This is a genomic window from Sphingomonas sp., assembly GCF_032114135.1.
Classification (GTDB): Bacteria; Pseudomonadota; Alphaproteobacteria; order Sphingomonadales; family Sphingomonadaceae; genus Sphingomonas.
This window is the reverse complement of sequence record NZ_DAMCTA010000001.1, coordinates 1979547-1995795: the sequence shown is the minus strand read 5'-3', so window position 1 is coordinate 1995795 and position 16249 is coordinate 1979547. Positions and strand designations below refer to the sequence as shown.

Annotated in this window: 22 protein-coding genes and 1 tRNA gene; 14 read left to right on the top strand and 9 right to left on the bottom strand. The window is 64.4% G+C overall.

Annotated elements, in window-relative coordinates; all coding sequences use genetic code 11:
* Positions 1–2: 2 nt before the first annotated feature.
* The 9 genes from RT655_RS09560 to RT655_RS09520 all read left to right on the top strand — a co-directional run bounded on the left by RT655_RS09560 (position 3) and on the right by RT655_RS09520 (position 7982).
* On the top strand, positions 3–251 hold the full coding sequence (locus tag RT655_RS09560; protein WP_313536356.1) for a hypothetical protein: 249 nt from the start codon (positions 3–5) through the stop codon (positions 249–251).
* An 84-nt stretch (positions 252–335) separates the two neighbouring features.
* Positions 336–1289 (top strand): hypothetical protein, encoded by a 954-nt coding sequence (locus tag RT655_RS09555; protein WP_313536355.1) that lies wholly within the window; start codon positions 336–338, stop codon positions 1287–1289.
* A complete protein-coding gene (locus RT655_RS09550) occupies positions 1286–2524 on the top strand; it encodes an HlyD family efflux transporter periplasmic adaptor subunit (protein WP_313536354.1) in 1239 nt (412 codons plus the stop codon). The genes RT655_RS09555 and RT655_RS09550 overlap by 4 nt, the downstream gene beginning before the upstream one ends.
* On the top strand, positions 2521–4668 hold the full coding sequence (locus RT655_RS09545; protein ID WP_313536352.1) for a peptidase domain-containing ABC transporter: 2148 nt from the start codon (positions 2521–2523) through the stop codon (positions 4666–4668). The genes RT655_RS09550 and RT655_RS09545 overlap by 4 nt, the downstream gene beginning before the upstream one ends.
* Positions 4658–4927, top strand: coding sequence for an acyl carrier protein (locus tag RT655_RS09540; protein ID WP_313536350.1), 270 nt, complete (start codon positions 4658–4660; stop codon positions 4925–4927). The genes RT655_RS09545 and RT655_RS09540 overlap by 11 nt, the downstream gene beginning before the upstream one ends.
* Positions 4928–4953: 26 nt before the next feature.
* Complete coding sequence (locus RT655_RS09535; RefSeq protein WP_313536349.1) at positions 4954–6129, top strand: beta-ketoacyl-[acyl-carrier-protein] synthase family protein; 1176 nt, start codon at positions 4954–4956, stop codon at positions 6127–6129.
* A complete protein-coding gene (locus tag RT655_RS09530) occupies positions 6122–6679 on the top strand; it encodes a DUF6932 family protein (protein WP_313536348.1) in 558 nt (185 codons plus the stop codon). Before RT655_RS09535 ends, RT655_RS09530 begins: the two co-directional genes overlap by 8 nt.
* Positions 6676–7176, top strand: coding sequence for a DUF6932 family protein (locus tag RT655_RS09525; protein WP_313536347.1), 501 nt, complete (start codon positions 6676–6678; stop codon positions 7174–7176). The genes RT655_RS09530 and RT655_RS09525 overlap by 4 nt, the downstream gene beginning before the upstream one ends.
* Before the next feature lie 149 nt (positions 7177–7325).
* Entirely contained in the window at positions 7326–7982 is a 657-nt protein-coding gene (locus RT655_RS09520) for an alpha/beta hydrolase (protein WP_313536346.1), read from the top strand.
* Between the two features lie 154 nt (positions 7983–8136).
* Here RT655_RS09520 and RT655_RS09515 read toward each other — a convergent pair whose 3' ends face one another.
* From RT655_RS09515 to RT655_RS09500, 4 genes are all read right to left on the bottom strand, one after another.
* A complete protein-coding gene (locus RT655_RS09515; RefSeq protein ID WP_313536345.1) occupies positions 8137–8511 on the bottom strand; it encodes a winged helix DNA-binding protein in 375 nt (124 codons plus the stop codon).
* A gap of 86 nt (positions 8512–8597) precedes the next feature.
* Positions 8598–9041 carry a hypothetical protein gene (locus RT655_RS09510; RefSeq protein WP_313536343.1) on the bottom strand — a complete coding sequence of 148 codons (444 nt, stop codon included), beginning with the start codon at positions 9039–9041 and terminating at the stop codon, positions 8598–8600.
* Positions 9042–9071: 30 nt separating this feature from the next.
* Positions 9072–9428: a hypothetical protein gene (locus RT655_RS09505; protein ID WP_313536342.1), complete on the bottom strand. Its 357-nt coding sequence runs from the start codon at positions 9426–9428 to the stop codon at positions 9072–9074.
* A gap of 34 nt (positions 9429–9462) precedes the next feature.
* Positions 9463–9948, bottom strand: a complete 486-nt coding sequence (locus RT655_RS09500; RefSeq protein ID WP_313536341.1) for a helix-turn-helix transcriptional regulator — start codon at positions 9946–9948, stop codon at positions 9463–9465.
* Positions 9949–10193: 245 nt separating this feature from the next.
* On the opposite strand from RT655_RS09500, the gene RT655_RS09495 reads away from it, so the two are divergent.
* Both RT655_RS09495 and RT655_RS09490 read left to right on the top strand, forming a co-directional pair.
* Positions 10194–10394 carry a hypothetical protein gene (locus tag RT655_RS09495; RefSeq protein ID WP_313536340.1) on the top strand — a complete coding sequence of 67 codons (201 nt, stop codon included), beginning with the start codon at positions 10194–10196 and terminating at the stop codon, positions 10392–10394.
* Between the two features lie 109 nt (positions 10395–10503).
* On the top strand, positions 10504–11043 hold the full coding sequence (locus tag RT655_RS09490; protein WP_313536339.1) for a hypothetical protein: 540 nt from the start codon (positions 10504–10506) through the stop codon (positions 11041–11043).
* Positions 11044–11186: 143 nt separating this feature from the next.
* On the opposite strand, the gene RT655_RS09485 is transcribed toward RT655_RS09490, so the two are convergent.
* The 5 genes from RT655_RS09485 to RT655_RS09465 all read right to left on the bottom strand — a co-directional run bounded on the left by RT655_RS09485 (position 11187) and on the right by RT655_RS09465 (position 14024).
* Positions 11187–11921 (bottom strand): hypothetical protein, encoded by a 735-nt coding sequence (locus RT655_RS09485; RefSeq protein ID WP_313536338.1) that lies wholly within the window; start codon positions 11919–11921, stop codon positions 11187–11189.
* 136 nt (positions 11922–12057) lie between these two features.
* Positions 12058–12134 (bottom strand) — tRNA-Arg (locus RT655_RS09480).
* 86 nt (positions 12135–12220) lie between these two features.
* The gene (gene nth / locus RT655_RS09475) at positions 12221–12886 is read right to left on the bottom strand and encodes an endonuclease III (RefSeq protein WP_313536337.1); all 666 of its coding nucleotides are present in this window, start codon (positions 12884–12886) and stop codon (positions 12221–12223) included.
* Positions 12883–13611 carry a 4-hydroxy-tetrahydrodipicolinate reductase gene (dapB, locus tag RT655_RS09470; protein ID WP_313536336.1) on the bottom strand — a complete coding sequence of 243 codons (729 nt, stop codon included), beginning with the start codon at positions 13609–13611 and terminating at the stop codon, positions 12883–12885. The genes nth and dapB overlap by 4 nt, the downstream gene beginning before the upstream one ends.
* Before the next feature lie 41 nt (positions 13612–13652).
* Complete coding sequence (locus tag RT655_RS09465; protein ID WP_313536335.1) at positions 13653–14024, bottom strand: hypothetical protein; 372 nt, start codon at positions 14022–14024, stop codon at positions 13653–13655.
* A 76-nt stretch (positions 14025–14100) separates the two neighbouring features.
* Here RT655_RS09465 and RT655_RS09460 point away from each other — a divergent pair, with 76 nt between their 5' ends.
* From RT655_RS09460 to RT655_RS09450, 3 genes are all read left to right on the top strand, one after another.
* Positions 14101–14805: an NAD-dependent deacylase gene (locus tag RT655_RS09460; RefSeq protein ID WP_313536334.1), complete on the top strand. Its 705-nt coding sequence runs from the start codon at positions 14101–14103 to the stop codon at positions 14803–14805.
* A 96-nt stretch (positions 14806–14901) separates the two neighbouring features.
* Positions 14902–15696, top strand: a complete 795-nt coding sequence (locus RT655_RS09455) for an SDR family oxidoreductase (RefSeq protein ID WP_313536333.1) — start codon at positions 14902–14904, stop codon at positions 15694–15696.
* A 64-nt stretch (positions 15697–15760) separates the two neighbouring features.
* Entirely contained in the window at positions 15761–16234 is a 474-nt protein-coding gene (locus RT655_RS09450; protein ID WP_313536332.1) for a YbjN domain-containing protein, read from the top strand.
* Positions 16235–16249 lie beyond the last annotated feature (15 nt).

Sequence of the window (16249 nt, the reverse complement as noted above, 5' to 3'; positions counted from 1 at the left end):
ATATGCGTCAGCTTTCCACGATCGAACTGGAGCTCATCATCGGCGGATACAACGAGTCCTATGATTATGGCGACTCGTCGTTGGTCATCGACGGGGATAACGCGAACATCACCGTCACCGCCGCCGATTACGCAGGCGGCGCCGCGCAGATGCAAGCGGCTGGTCTTACCATTCCGCCGATCACCATCCCGATCGATCTCGGCGGTGGCTTTAAGATTTCGATCACGACCCCGAAGGTCAAGCTCTCGTAACGGCGCAGCATGTAGCGCGTCGACGCGGTGGTGCGCCATGCGGCGCACCACCCTGCCGGCGGCCGCATGCGGGAGGGTGTGGCCATGATGGCCACGACCGGGACAAAGGCGCGACAGGCGTGTCGCCGCGCGTTCGAAGTGGCGTTTCTGATCCTGCTGAACGGCTGGCTCCAGGCGCTTTCCTATTTGCCATATCGATTGCGTAGACGGGGGTTGCGATCCGCGTTCTTGTGCCTGGCCCCAGTGATGGCGGGGCTCGATCTCGATTCCACGTCGCGTGCATTCGCTACCATCCTTGCCTCGTCGAAACGCCAGGGCCGGAAATTTGCGGGCCGGAAAATGTATTACGACATGGTCGCGATGATCGAATGGTTGGCGCTCGGCCGGCGAAGCATCGCGGGACTGGCGAGCGATATCCAGAACCTCTCCAGCGATTCAAACGAGGATCTGGAATGGCTGGCCGCGCAACGCGGCGCGATCATCGGCACGATGCATTTCGGGCCTTACGCGCTGGGGCTGGTATGGCTGATCCATTTCCATTTCCAGAACCGCAAGGTGATCATTTTCAAGAACACCAACGCGGAGGAAGAAGCGCGGGCGATCGAGCGCCTCGGCAATCTGGGTGCGAACGTCGAATTCGTCTCGCCGACGGCACTTCGCGAATTCCACCGAATCATCAAGGAGGTGCGCGAGGGCGCTATCGTCATCATCATGGTGGACCTGCCCCCCGCTGCCAGCCGCAGCGACGGTTTCGATCTGCTGGGGCGGCAGGTGGCCGTCGCGACGGGCGCGGTCGACCTGGCCGCGCTTGGCCGCGCACCGCTGATGCTGCTGCGCGTTCGCGCCGACCGGCGCGGAGACCGGATCGAGATTGGCGACATCTTCGACGTCGCACATCATGACGCCGGCTCGCGCGACCGTGCCGTTTCCCGGATCACGCGCTTCGTGTCCGAAACCCTGCAGGTCTACCCTGAGCAATGGCACATGTGGTCCCGGTTCGGGGAATATCTGCCCTCTCAGCCAGGATCCACCGCGTGAAAAAGACCGCCCCTGGAACCGGCGTTGCCTATCACATGCAGTCGCCCGTGCTGCTGGCGCAGCCGCTGCTGGAGCGCGTGTTGACGCTCTTCTTCGGCGCCACCTTCGTCGTCGCGATCGTCTTCTGCGCGCTGACCCAATATTCCCGCACCACTGCCGCGCGTGGCGAGGTGGCGGCGGCCAGCGGGTTCTCCGCACTTGTCGCCGAACATAGCGGTGTGATCGCCGCGATATTGGTACGGCCGGGCCAGCAAGTGGCCAAAGGCCAGGCGCTGGCACGCCTGACGCGTCCGCAGATCGTGGTCGCAGGTGGCGATGCCACGCAGTTGTCCATCCAGCAGAGCAAGGCGATGTTGCGGAACATCGACCTGCAGCTATCGGACAATGCGCGATCGATCGCCGCGATCCAGGCGCAGATCGCCCAGATCCGTCGCGGCGCCACCATATCGACCACGGCAGCCGGCGCGCGCCGGGGCCTGACCGAGCAACGCAAGCAGGTCGCGCAGAAGCGCCTTGGGGGGCTGGAGACGCTGGCTTCCGAAGGCTTGGTGACGCAGATGGCCGTCGATCAGGCGCGCGTGCAATCCATGCAGCTTCTTCAGGAAGTCGCCGATGCGGACATGACGATCAACGAGATCGCCCGGGGACGCGACGAACGGGTGGGCGCATTGGATAGCCGAAGCCGCGAGCTTTATCAGGCGGCGATGACGCTTCGGACGCAGCGGCTGCAGATTGAGCAGCAACTCGTTTCCCTGCAGGTGGGCGAGGAGCAGACGATCGTGGCCCCCGAGGCGGGAATCGTCGCGGCGGTCAACATGCGGGCGGGGGGCCGCGTGGAGGAGGGGCAGCGCATTTTCGCGATCGCCCGTCCGGATGCAAAATTGACCGCTGTGCTCCAAGTGCCCTCGCGGGCGATCGGCCTGATCGAACGCGGCCAGCGCGTGTCGCTCAAATATGATGCCTTTCCGTTTCAGACCTACGGGCTGCATTACGGGCGGGTTACCCGCGTCGAGGCCGCTTCGCTCGAGGGCGAGCGCCCCGCCACCGATGAACAGGAGGTCGACCGGCGCTTCCTGGTCGAAATCCAGCCCGACGATCTGTTCATCAAAGCCTATGGGCGGCCCCGTCCCCTGCGCGTCGGCATGATGCTCACCGCGGACATCGAGGTGGAGCGCCGCAGCATCCTGGCGTGGTGGCTCGCGCCCCTCCTCTCGATAGCGGGACGCCTGACATGAACCTCTTCCAATCCGGCCGCCGTCGGCTGCCGATGATCCTGCAGGACAGCAACGGGGAGTGCGGCCTCGCGTGCCTCGCTATGATCGGGCGATGGTATGGCCACCGCATGGACCTCAGCAATCTGCGGGCGTCCTATCCGACCACCCGTCGCGGCCTGAGCCTCGCCAATCTTGCCATGGTCGCCGATCAGCTGGGGTTCGACGTCCGCGGCTACAAAGTCGATGTGCTCGACGACCTCAAGCGCGTGCGCCTCCCCGCCATCCTCCACTGGGAAGGAAACCACTTCGTTGTCCTGAAGAAGGTCCGCGGCCGACGCTTCGTGATCCACAATCCGGCGGCTGGCGTGCGCACGCTGACGCGCGAGGATGTCGAAGCCAGCTATTCGGGCTTCGTCCTCGAGTTGCAGCCGTCCGAAGCGTTCCGGGTCATCGTCAAGGAGAAGCGCTACCCCCTAGCGCGCATTCTCGAACTCACCCATGGGCTGAGGACGTCGCTGGCCCAGATCATCTGCGTGGCGATCATCGCGAGCATGGTCTCGATGACGCTGCCGTTGTTCGTGGAGGCTGCGCTGGATTCGGTGCTGCCGCAGAGCGATCTCGATCTGCTCGGCGCGCTCGCCATCGGCTTGCTGCTCGTCTCGCTGACCACCGCCGCGGCCGATTGGCTGAAGAAGCGTATCATCGCGAATGCCGGCGGCGCCTTCTTCGCGCTACTGACGCGGAATGCTGTGGGACAGCTGTTCAGGCTCCCCTTGCGCTATTTCGAGGGGCGGCATCCCGGCGACATCGTCACCCGCCTCGAATCGATCGATTTCATCCGGAACATCGTCACCAACGCCTTTGTCGCGGCGGCGGTCGATCTGGTCATGATCCTTTTCAGCGGCGCGATCATGTTCCTGTACGCGCCGACGCTGGCGCTGATCGTCTCGTCGATCTTCCTGGTCGTGATCGCGATACGGCTGTTGCTGTATCCGCGGATGCGGCGGCAGGGGGCAGCGTCGCTCAAGGCGCGTTCCGAAGAGCGATCGAAGATGATCGACAGCCTTCGCGCGATCGCCGCGCTGAAGACCGCCAATGCCACGGTGCCGGCGGCGGCACGCTGGTATGACAGCTTCGTGCGGTTCGTGAATGCATCGTTCCAGATGCAGATGACCGAGGCGAACGCGGTGTTGCTGGTCGAAATCGTCACGGGGATCGGCACCGCCGCGACCCTGTATCTCGGGGTCAGCGCCGTGCTGAAAGCGCAGCTCACCGTGGGCATGCTCTATGCCTTCTTCACCTATCGAACGATGTTCTTCGACCGAGTGGACAATCTCGTCACCACCATGACCCAGATCTCGATGCTCGGCGCGAACATGGCGCGGCTGTCCGATTTCCTTGAGACCGATCCAGAGCCCGTCAACCGGATGGTGGAGCGCCAGATCCGGCGGGGTGTGTCGCTTCGGCAGGCTTCGTACCGCGCGGGCTTTGCGGACAAGCCGATCCTGGATGCGATCGATCTCGATATTCCGGCGGGATCGGGCGAGACCATCACAATCCTGGGCCCTTCGGGATCGGGCAAGACGACGCTGCTGAAGGTGATGGCTGGCCTGTACAAGCCCAGCGAAGGCGAGATTGAGGTGGATGGGACTCCCCTTTCCGCATGGGGGCTCGCCGCGTACCGCAGGAACATCGGGTTATTGCTAGGGGCGGACAAGCTGCTGCATGGCTCGATCGTCGAAAACGTAACGGCGTTTTCGTTCGAGCCCGATATTTCCAAGGTCCAGGCGGCTCTTCGCCTGGCATGCCTCTCAGACATCGTGGCCGATCTCCCGCGCGATATCGAGACGGTCGTCAGCGAAGAGAACGGTGTGTTGTCGAGCGGGCAGCGCCGGCGGCTGATGTTGGCCCGCGCGCTGTACAACGATCCGCCGCTACTCCTGCTCGATGAAATCACCGCCAATCTGGACGAACAGACGGCGGGCATGATTCTCAGAAACCTCGTCGCGCATCCCGCGACGAAGGTGATCACCTCGCATGATCTCCACGTCGTCGCGATGAGCGACCGTGTCTTCCGCATGGAGGCCGGCGCGCTCACGGAAGTGGATGTCGCGACGGTTTGCCCAGATCCTTCCGGGAACATGGAGAATATACATGCCGAATGATGCCATCGTTGCCGACATCGCTGCCATGCTTCGCCATATAAAGCGTGACGATAACCTGGACATAGGTCGGGAAACACAAATATCCCCGTTGGGAATAGACTCGCTGGACTTTGTCGATCTGATGTTCATGATCGAGGAAAAGTACGATATCTCCATCGAATTCAATGCGAATACGGACGGCACGTTTCCGTTCGAGACGGTTGGGTGCGCGGCGGAAGCCGTGGGATCGCTGATCGAACAGAAGCATCAGGCGGCATGAGACGTGTAGCGATTACCGGCGCGGGCATGATTTCGGCCGGCGGGCTCACGCTGGCCGATAGCTGGCATTCGGTGCGGGAGGGGCGGTGGCTGTTGCAGCCTGCGTCCGCCGGTTATGCGGAAACCGCGCAACTGCTGGTTGCCGAGATCCGCGGGTTCGACCCGGACGCACATTTCGAGCGGCGCGAGGTGACGACGCTGGATCCGGTGGCGCAGTTCGCCGTGATCGCGGCGCGGGAAGCGGTCGCAATGGCCGGCATCGACCTTGCGCAGACGCCTCCCGAGCGCACCCGGTGCATCGTCGGCTCCGGCGCGGGGGGCGAGCGGACCCATGACGACGCCTCGCGCAAGGTCTATGGCGAAGGGGCGGCGCGCCTCCATCCGATGACGGTTCCGCGGATCATGCTGAGCGGCGCGGCAAGCCAGGTCGCGCTCGATCAAAAGATCATGGGCGGGGTGTTCGCGGTCAGTTCTGCCTGTGCGTCGGCCGCCCATGCGGTGGGGCAGGCATTTGCCGACATTCGAGCCGGCGTCGTGGATGTCGCCCTGGCAGGCGGCAGCGAATCGTGCCTGTCCCATGGCTGCATGAAGGCATGGCAGGCGCTGCACATCCTGTCCGATACCGGATGCAGACCCTTTTCGCTAGGCCGGCGCGGGCTCGTGCTCGGCGAAGGTGCCGCGATGTTCGTCCTCGAGGCATATGACGTGGCGGCTGCGCGCGGCGCCGACATTCTGGCCGAACTGATCGGCTTCGGCATGAGCTGCGATGCCGGGTCCATCACCGCGCCGAACGCGGGGGGCATGGCGCGGGCGATTGGCAGTGCACTGGGCGATGCTCAAATCACTGCCGACGCCGTCGATCACGTCAACGCGCATGGGACGGGCACGCAGGCGAACGACGTCACCGAATGCGCCGCGCTCCGCCTCGTCTTCGGCGATCGTTTGCCACACATTCCCGTCACCGCCAATAAATCGGTGCTGGGGCATGCGCTGGGAGCGTCCGGTGCCTTTGAGCTGGCGATGTCGATGATGAGCCTGCGCGAACAGGTCCTGCCCTGTACCGCGCATTTCGAGTCGCCTGACCCCGCATGCCCGATCGATTGCATCCCGCATGCCTCGCGCGACGCCGAGGTCACGACCATCTTGTCGAACAGCTTTGCCTTCGGAGGGCTCAACGCAGCGCTGCTGGTGCAACGTGTCTGATCCGCTCGGTCAATTCGTTCGTGCGTGCCAGACCATTAATCCGGCTGCCTCGGCTGCCGGCTTCCCACCGTTCATGGCGGCGTTCCAGCAAGAGACGCCGCTGAACAGCGGCCCCTATATCTTCGATCTGTCCGCTTTCCGTACTGCCTTCGGCACCAGCCCGATACGGCAGACGATCCTCGCCGACGCGCAGGCAGCGCTGGAAGTGCTTCGAAGCGAAGGCATGATCTGGCATCTGCTGCTGGTGGGAGGGAGTTTCATCCGGCAGGGCGACGCTCCCTCCGACCTGGATGCGCTGGTTGTCTATTCGCTTGCACCGACGGATGCCGAAACCATCGCGCGTGCTATCCATGGCGTTCGCGATGGTCTGCGGCGCTATCCGCGCGTCGACTTCAAATTCTGTCCGGTAGACGTCGACCCCATCATTCTGGTGAAGCGCCTTTTGTTCTTCTCGAACGTGTTTGGGTACGACAAACAATCGCATACGCTGTCGCGCGGCAGCGCGATGATCGTACCCGATGCGATCGTCGTTGGGGACTGCACGCAATGACCGATCCCATCGCATCCATTTGCGTCAAATCCTCCAGCCAGGAGGCGTCCGCCCCGGCGATGCTCCTCGATCCTGTCGACGCTCCCCTCATCACCCGCAGCAGCCCGCATGTGATGCAACTCGAAGCATTCGCGGCGCGGTTTGGGTGTTCGGAGAAACGACGGCAGCTTTGGGATCTGATGGTTCTCGCATTGCGCGACATGCAGTCCCGAGGACTTACCCCGATGTGCCTGCTGGTTGGAGGGAGCTTTGTCGGCGGCGGGGAGCATCCGAACGATCTGGACGCGCTGGTCGTATATCGCCTTTCGCCCAACGCCTCGCCCGACGCGATCGAACTGGTGCTTCGGCGCCGACGCGAGGGGCTCGACCTGCGCTTCGTCGCCGGGGATGCTGGGCCCATCGCGTTGATCAAAATGTCCTGCTTCTTCCACACACTATACCAATCCCGTGATCGCGGCGGAGACCAGGCAAGCTACCTTATCGTTTTGCCGAGCTGACGATGCTCCACAGTTGCTTGCGGCGCTATGGGGGGCGCCCGACTTTCGGGGCCCTGGCCGTCTCTATAACGTCCCGCCTCAGCGCATCGCTCATCCGCAGCCATGTCTACTTTCCGGACCCGCTGCCGGCAGTACCGGATTGGCGAGGGGTGCCGCCGCCGCTGCCCCTGACGGTGCAGACCGAGGACGGCCTGACGATCGAGGGGTATCGCTGGCCCGCAACCACGCCTTCCTTTGCGACCCTGATCTTTTTCCATGGCAATGCGGGCAACCGGTACACAGCGGCCGCCATGGCTGCACCGCTGCGACGTCCGGACGCCGAGATCATCGTCGCGTCCTATCGCGGCTATGGGGATAATCCCGGTCGTTTGAGTGAGGCTGGCCTCTATCGCGACGGCGCGGCCTTTTTGCGGGAAGCGCGCCTCGGGAAGCCGGATCATCTCTATCTCTTCGGTTTTTCCCTGGGGGCCAGCGTGGCGTTGCGCCTCGCGGCGGATGAGCCCGTCGACGGGGTGGTGACCCTTGGGGCCTTTTCCTCCCTGGCACGCGTCGCCCCGCGATGGGTGCGCCCCTTCCTGCCGGATCGCTTCGACAATGCAGCAGCTGTCGGTCGTCTTCGCGTGCCGCTGTTGATCTTCCACGGTTCCGGCGACGAAACAATACCCGTTGCCGAAGCATTCACCCTCAAGCGGGCGGCCGCATCGCCGCTGCAGGTCGTCATCCTGCAAGGCGCGCCGCACAGGATACATTTGGATCCGATCGCGCTCATCATCTGGGAGCGATTGATCCAGATGGCGCGTCGCTAGTGGGGCGACGCAACCCCCGTGCACGCCCTTCACCGAAACGGATCGGCTGCGGCGTGCCCGGTCGAGCCGGAGCCTTATCGCTTGAAGGAAACCCGCTGGCCTGATTGCGGCATGTGCAGATTCATTGCCCAATGCCGGCCAACTCGAAAATGCTCTAGCCGCGGAAGACGTGCCGATCCGGCCCGAGCCCGCTGTCCGGGGGCAACCGCTCGACCACTTCATATTGCAGCAGCATGGTCATTACGCTTAGGCCGCGATCCGTCAGTTGGATAAGGGATCGCCGTGCGTCGGTCGCGTCGTCAACCTTGTCCACCAGCCCCGTCTCGATCAGACATTCCATACGCCGGAGCGCGGTTGAGACCGACGCGCATGCCGCCAGGCAAAGATTCTTGACCGGCGTCGACCGCCCCTCGGCTTCCGCAATGAACAGTTCCAGCAGCATGTCCCATGCAGGCTCGCCGAATATGTTCTTGACCAGCACGTCCCGCCGCCGCCGCATCGCATAGTGCCGCCGCGCTTGATGCACCATGCGGAGCGATATTCCCCGGGGGCCAACTTCGCGATCTAGCACCTTATAGACGGCGCTCTCCAGGTGATCGAGCGCCGATTGTATTGTCAGGTAGTTGTGGGTCTCCGCGGGTTCGGCGTTCGCCGGCGTGATAGGGCGCCGAAGATAATGAGCAGCATGATTGGATAGGCCCAGAATCCCTGAAACAAGATGTACATCTGCAGTGTCTGGCTCAATCCCATCAGAATGACGCAGTGGCTGCATACCGCTATGAGATGAAAGGCCGTTGCCCATAATGGCCAAAACCTCCTTGATTTCAGCGCAAGATAAAGGAAGGCTATAAGCGTCAATATATCGACGGCGATAAGCCCCGATCGGAAGCTTTTCCATTCGAATAGCAGCGGTATCTGGATGAAGATGGTGGCCAGAGATGCGGTCAGGACGATCATTGCCCCAAGCCGTTCGCTCCGGCCACCAAACGCCATTCCCAACACCGTCGTGGCGATCAGGAATGCTGCATAGAGTACGCGCAATGCTAGAAAAATGGTCATGCCTTTGGGAAGCTATCGGCTGTCGTCACATCAGCTGGCGCGCCGCAGCGGCGTGACATCCGCACCCAGGATCTTCTTAACCTCCTTGTCTCCCAACCCGCCGAAATCCTCATCGGCACTAACGGCGATGCCCTTGATGTCGTTGAGTACGTCATGCGCCTCCAAAAGGGATCGCCGACTGGCAGTTTGTTGGTTGATGGTCAGCGTCAATGCTTCCACCGCCTCGTGGCCAATGCGAGCGCCAGCTCTGAGCTGGATCCGCGCGTCGAGCGCGGTCGCCAGAAGGCGCGCCGTACTGGCAATGGCGAGATCGTTCGCCCGTTCAGATTCCCACATCTGCTCGGCAATGTTCATGGCAATGGCTCGGCGCTCACGACGCATCTTCATTCCCCCATTCATCGGTTTGCTGTCTCGATGAGGGTCACATCAGCCGGTCGAGGCTTACCAGGATCGTGGCGATTCCGCTCACCAGTCCCCCCAGTAGCAGCGCGACCAACGCAGCGATTACCAGTATCCAGCCGATACGCTGGCCCATGGTCAGCGTGTTGATCGGCCGTTTCCTTGTCGCTACCGGTATCGCCCATCCCCGCCCGGCGTCCGCTTGCTCCCCCTCATCTTCGACCGATCCTGCGGTCTCCACGGCCGAAACGACAAGCGCAGGCGGCTCATATGAAGGCTCGTATGAAGAGGCGATGTCGACATATCCGACCATCGCCGCCGCCTCGTGGCGCGTTTTCGCGCCCAGCAACCGCATGGCGATGCCGATCTCCGCATTGACGGTGTGATGCGAACCCTGGATCGCCAAGGCGATCTGCTTCGAGGTCATCCCCTGCGCGACGAGCCGTAGATAGGCAAGTTGGGTTTCGTTCAGGGAGGCGACCTTTGCCGCATTGCCGAACGAATTCATCACAGTAGAGTCATGTATTTGTAACCTGGACCGCGACTACTCGCTATCGATAGCACTATTATAATGCAGCATGTCAACCGGCCGCCGAAGCACTTCAGCAGGTTAAGCGGCAGTCGGCGGCGATCGGCCGGCGGATCCTGCTGGACGCAGGTACCTCGGGCAATGTCGGACCGTGCCGACTGCAGTGACAAGGCCTGTTAGGGCGGATCGCCATGTTCACCTGCGGCTATGGTGGGGAGGGAAGCATGCAACCGGCGCATCAAGAGCTCTACTCGCGCGGCAAATATCGCCTCGCCTATGACCGCGAGCACGACGGCTCTCTCCGAACCCCCTTTCTCCGGATTGTCTGGTACGACGCCGCAGCGCGACGCAACCGCAGCCGCAGCTGCTCAACGGGCACGGAGAGCATCGAACAGGCGAGCAAGAGCTTGGCGCCCTCTACCTGAAGCGGGAACGCGGGTAGGCGGTGCCTATGGGCGCAAGGACACGCTCCCGGCTGCGTTCGCTGCGAAGAAGCCGGAGGAGGTCAGCCGCACCCCGGTCTATCGCGCGGACGTGAAGACGCTGGCGGCCATGTTCCGCTACTGCGTCGCGCCGGAGGCGAAGCCGGGCGATGGGCCCGATTCGATCAAGAACCGGATCCGGCAGCGCGAGCAGCTGCACCGCTTCCTGCAGATCAGCGTCGCGACCTGGGCGTGGCCGGACGCGGCGCACGACGTCTCGGTCGACCGGGCGCGCGACCAGTGGCACTCGAATGCGCGGGCGCTGAACCTGAACCCGAAGGGCAGGGCGCAGACGAAGAAGCACCGGCCGATCGTGCCGATCCCGGATGCGATGGCGCGGCTGGCGCGGCAGCGTCTCGGCGAACGTGACTGGATCGAAGGGCAGCTCATGCTGGGCCACCGGAAGACCAGCACGTCCGATACCTATGCGCCTTTCGAGACGGGGTATCTGGCGCGCCCTATCGAGGTGACCGACTCGATTATCGCAGAAAGCGAAAGGATGGCCCCGGGGCGTTTCGTGCCAATGCGAGCTCGGCGGCGGCGTCAGAGAACTCAAGCTAGTGAGACAATTCGCAAACGCTGCGAAAACTGAATCATCGTAGGCGCTTAGCAAAACGCTGATTCCATTGCCTTCTGATCCGAAATTTCCTAAATGACACGTAGGCCTCCGGGCTCCGAATACGCTGGCTAGACCAGCCGTGCCAGGGCTTGCCCTGCGCTAGGGCCCTGGGGGACCTATGCTCTCGTTGCGTGCTGCCAGACAGTCAGAAACTTTGCCTCCCTTGCCGTCGCCGTCGACCACGAGTGGCGACCTGATGCTTGAAGTACGAAGTTGGCCAGAGCCCCCTTAGGGGAGGTGTGAACCACGTCGTTCCGCTTAGCCGCGACCGCTCCCATGATGACGTCCGCCATTTGAATGATGCCGACGTTGTGCCACTTCGCTGACTCTATCGACCGGATGCAATTGGGCCTAGTGCGGTACTGCTTATATGCCGCCGCGGACAGCTGAGGCCGCATCGCGCAGACGTCTGCCGAGTCGTTGCCGCTGTCGAGGCGAACGTGAATCGCTCGCTTCCTGCCGTAGAGTGCGGCGACGCGGTGAAGCAGAAGCCGATAATACATCCTGTTCACACTGGTGTCGTGGTTTTCGCCTTTCACCTTCTTGTGATTGTATCCGCCGAACTTGCAGATGATCACGTGCAGGGCCGCTTGTCGCTTGTTCACCAAGTCGAACGCCAGGCGCACCAACGCCTCATAGGCCTGTCGCTTGGCCCCGCCGCGATACTCGCTCCAATGAAATTCAGACTTGATGCCAGGGTCGTCTCTGAGGATCGCGATCCGATCCTCGATCTCAGTGATACGATTGCCGGCCACGGCGAACCCGCCCGCTACCATGTACTTCCGCTCGCGGCTGCTAGAGTCGCCGAAGAACGATAGGGAGGGGAGGACGAGACTGGAAGACTGATGCATGGTCCCGAAGCTACGGGCGTTCGCCCCCAGCTAGCAACGGAACGAACGGTGAACGACTACCGGTTGCCTGTGGACATCACCGGACTGTCACCGGAGCAAGGCCAAGCGAATGTTGGAAAAGCCACGTTTTATGGTGTGGCGCACCCGACAGGATTCGAACCTGTGGCCTCTGCCTTCGGAGGGCAGCGCTCTATCCAGCTGAGCTACGGGTGCCTGGAAAGCGGCGACTAGCAAAGCCTTTGGCCGAATGCCAGCCCGTTTCGGCACCGGCGGCGCAAAAGCCGAGGCGCCGCAAAAGGTCAGGCGGGCTGGACCGCCTTCTTCGCCTTGGGGGCAGGCGTCTTCGGCTTGAATGCGCAGAGCTCGGCCACCGGGCAGCGCCAGCATTCGGGGGTGCGCGCCTTGCAGAGATAGCGGCCGTGCAGGATCAGCCAGTGGTGCGCGTGCAGCCGGAACGGCTGGGGGACCACCTTCTCCAGTTTCAGCTCCACCGCCAGCGGCGTCTTGCCCGGCGCCAGGCCGGTGCGGTTGCAGACGCGGAAGAGGTGGGTGTCGACCGCGAAGGTCTCCTGTCCGAAGGCGACGTTCATCACCACATTGGCGGTCTTGCGGCCGACGCCGGGCAGCTGCTCCAGCGCGTCGCGATTGGCGGGAACCTCGCCGCCATGGTCACGGATCAGCGCCTCCGACAGCGCGATGACGTTCTTGGCCTTGGTGTTGAACAGGCCGATCGTCTTGATGTGGTCCTTCAACCCGGCTTCGCCGAGCGCCACCATCTTCTCGGGCGTGTCCACGGCCGCGAACAGCGCGCGTGTCGCCTTGTTGACGCCAGCGTCGGTCGCCTGGGCGGAGAGCACGACGGCCACGAGCAATGTGTAGGTGTTGACCGATTCGAGCTCGGTCTCGGGGTGCGGATTGTCCGCCGCCAGCCGCGCGAAGAACTCGACGACCTGCGCCTTCTTCACACGCCGAGCACCTCGGCCATGGTGTAGCGGCCCACGTCGCGACCGGGCAGCCACAGAGCCGCGCGGATCGCGCCCTTGGCGAAGATCGCGCGATCGTCGGCGCGGTGCGTGAGCTCGATCCGCTCGCCGTCGCTGGCGAATACCACCGTATGGTCGCCGATCACCGATCCGCCGCGCAGGCTGGCCATGCCGATCGTGCCCGCGGCGCGCGGCCCGGTGAGCCCGGCGCGGTCGCTGACCCCGGCTTCGGCGAGCGTGGTGCCCATCGCCTCGGCAGCGGCGGCGCCCAGCATCTGCGCGGTGCCCGATGGCGCATCGGCCTTGTTGCGGTGGTGCGTCTCGACGATCTCGATGTCCCAATCCTGCCCTAGCCGTGCGGCGGCTTCGTGGACCAGGCGCGACAGCAGCCCGATACCGAGGGAGGTGTTGCCGGTCTGCAGCACGGCGATCTCGGCGGCGGCCGCGTCGATCATCCGGTGGTGGCGCTCGGCAAGGCCGGTGGTACCGATCACGATCGGCGTGCGCGCGGCGCGGGCGGCGGCGAGGTTCGCCTCGAGCGCGGCGGGCGCCGAGAAGTCGACGATCACATCGGCCTTGCGGGCGAGCTCGGCGGGATCGTCGCCCACGTCCGCGCCGCCTGCGAGGCGGGCCCCGAAATCGGGAAGGGCGGCGGCGATCGCCTGGCCCATCCGCCCCATGCTGCCATAAATGCCGATGCTCGTCATGCTGCGGGCTGTTGCACCATCCTGCGCCGTAGCGACAGATGCTATTTTTGCGTCTCGTCGGGCTTTTTCTTCTTGCCCCCGAGCGGAATTCGCAGGGTGACGAACGCGGCGGGAACCGAGGCGATGCCGGCGCTGTGCTGCTGCGCCGCGGCGCGCACCTCGCCACCGCCGGGCAGGCGGAAGCTGGGATCGAGCGCGCCGCGCTGCGGTGGCGTCGCCAACTGCGGACCGATGCGGTAGCGATCGGGCTCGTCGCGCTTGCAGACGACGATCTCATTGGGGTCGGTGGGCACGGGGCAGCGCTGCCGGGTGAGCGAGCGCGACGCGATGCCGGTGCCGTCGTCGTCCCCGGCAGGGCCGCGCGCCTGTTGCGGCAGCAGGATCGCGAGAAGGGCAAAGGCGAGCACGGCCATGATCTTGTCTCCGATCCTTGAGCCGCCAGACAAACCGGACTTTGCGGCGGGGGCATGGCGGGCCTAGGGTCGCGGCATGGCCAGCCTTCGCAATCTCGTGATTCTCACCGGCGCCGGCGTTTCCGCCGAAAGCGGCATCGCCCCTTTTCGTGGCCCGGGCGGGCTGTGGGAGGGGCACCGCGTCGAGGATGTCTGCACGCCCGAGGCGCTGGCGAGCGACCCGGCGCTGGTCCACCGCTTCTACGATCTGCGGCGGGCGGCGCTGGAGACGGTCGAGCCCAATGCCGCGCACCATGCGCTGGCGCGGCTCGACGCGGGATGGCCGGGCGAATTGCTGATCGTGACGCAGAATGTCGACGACCTGCACGAACGGGCGGGGGCGACGCGGCTTCTCCACATGCATGGCGAGCTGCGTTCGGCGCTATGCGCGGCGTGCGGCATTCGCGAAGCCTGGAGTGAACCGCTGCCGCCCGAAAGCGAATGCCCCAATTGCGGCATGCTCGCGCTGCGGCCCGACATCGTCTTCTTCGGCGAGATGCCGTACGAAATGGAGCGGATCGAGGCGGCGCTGGCGGAGGCGGACCTGTTCGTCTCGGTCGGCACCTCGGGCGCGGTCTATCCGGCGGCGGGGTTCGTCCAGACCGCGCGGCACTACGGCGCGGCGACGCTGGAGATGAATTTGGAGCCCTCCGGCGGCAGCGAGTGGTTCGAGGAGAGCCGGATGGGCCCGGCGGCCACGCTGGTCCCGGCCTGGGTCGACGAACTGCTCGCCAAGGCCTGAGCCTGCGCAACATCGCGCTGGCATTGCGCAGCATCCTGCGGAAGGATGGCGGTCAAGGCGCCACGAAAGGCGCCAGCGATAGGGGAGAGGCGGGCGATGTCCCAGCAAGCGATTTTCATTACCGGCGGCGCGTCGGGAATCGGGCGGGCGGTGGCGGTGCTGTTCGCGCAGCGCGGCTGGCGGGTCGGGCTGGGCGATGTCAACGCGGCGGGGCTGGCGGAGACGCTGGCAATGCTGCCGCCGGGCAGCGCCACGACGCACCGACTCGACGTGCGCGATCGCGACCAATGGGTGGCGGCGCTCGCCGAGTTCGCGTCGGCGAGCGGCGGACGGATGGACGTGCTGTTCAACAACGCCGGGATCGGGACCAGCGGCGCCTTCGCCACCACGGTGCCGGCGGAGCTGGAACGCTGCGTCGCGATCAACCTGATGGGAGTGGTCCATGGTGCGCATGCCGGGTTCGAACTGCTCGCCGCGACGCCGGGATCGGTGATGCTGATCACCAGTTCGGCGGCCGGGATCTACGGCACCTCGGGCGCGGCGATCTATTCGGCGACCAAGTTCGCGGTGCGCGGGCTGGCCGAGGCGCTCGACGGCGAATGGGCCTCGGCGGGGGTGCAGGTGCGCACGCTGATGCCCTCGTTCATCGACACGCCGCTGCTCGACCAGCCGAGCGGTGGCTCCAACCAGCATATCCGCGAGAATGTGCAGCGCGCGGGGCTGGAGATCACGCCGGTCGGCGAGGTCGCCAAGGCGGCCTGGGCGGCGGTGCATGGGCAGGTGCTCCACACCCGTGTCGGCAAGACCGCGCGCAAGCTGTGGTTCGCCGCGCGCTGGATGCCGGGCGCGCTGCGCAAACAGGCACAGCGCAGCAGGCTTGGGCGCCGCTAGGCTTGGCAGCTCCCGCATATCCGCGATACGGGCCGCGTTCGCCGAACGGAGGAAAGGGAACGCCATGAAGATGGGGGTGCTGATCGGGCTCGGGCTGCTGGCGGCGGTGCCGGCACAGGCGCAGGTGAAGTCCACCGATCCGCAATCAGTGGTCAAGGCGCTGCAGGATGCGGGGTACAAGGCCGAGTTGTCCAAGGACAGCGACGGCGACCCGATCATCCGCAGCGGCGCGCAGGGCTACAAGTTCACTATCTTCTTCATGAGCTGCGCCAACGGCCGCAACTGCGGCGACCTGCAATTCTATGCCGGCTGGACCGACAAGCTGACGCCCGAGCGGGCCAATGCCTGGACGCAGAAGCATCGCTTCGCGCGCGTCTATTCGGACGACAAGGGGGAGGCGGCGATCGAATATGACCTGAACTTCGAGGACCAGCCGATGACGACCGCGCTGTTCCGCAAGAACCTGGAATTGTGGGATTCACTGGTCGGCAGCTTCGTCGCCTATATCAACGAACCGGCGGATACGGAGAAGAAGTGACGGGGCGGACGGGCT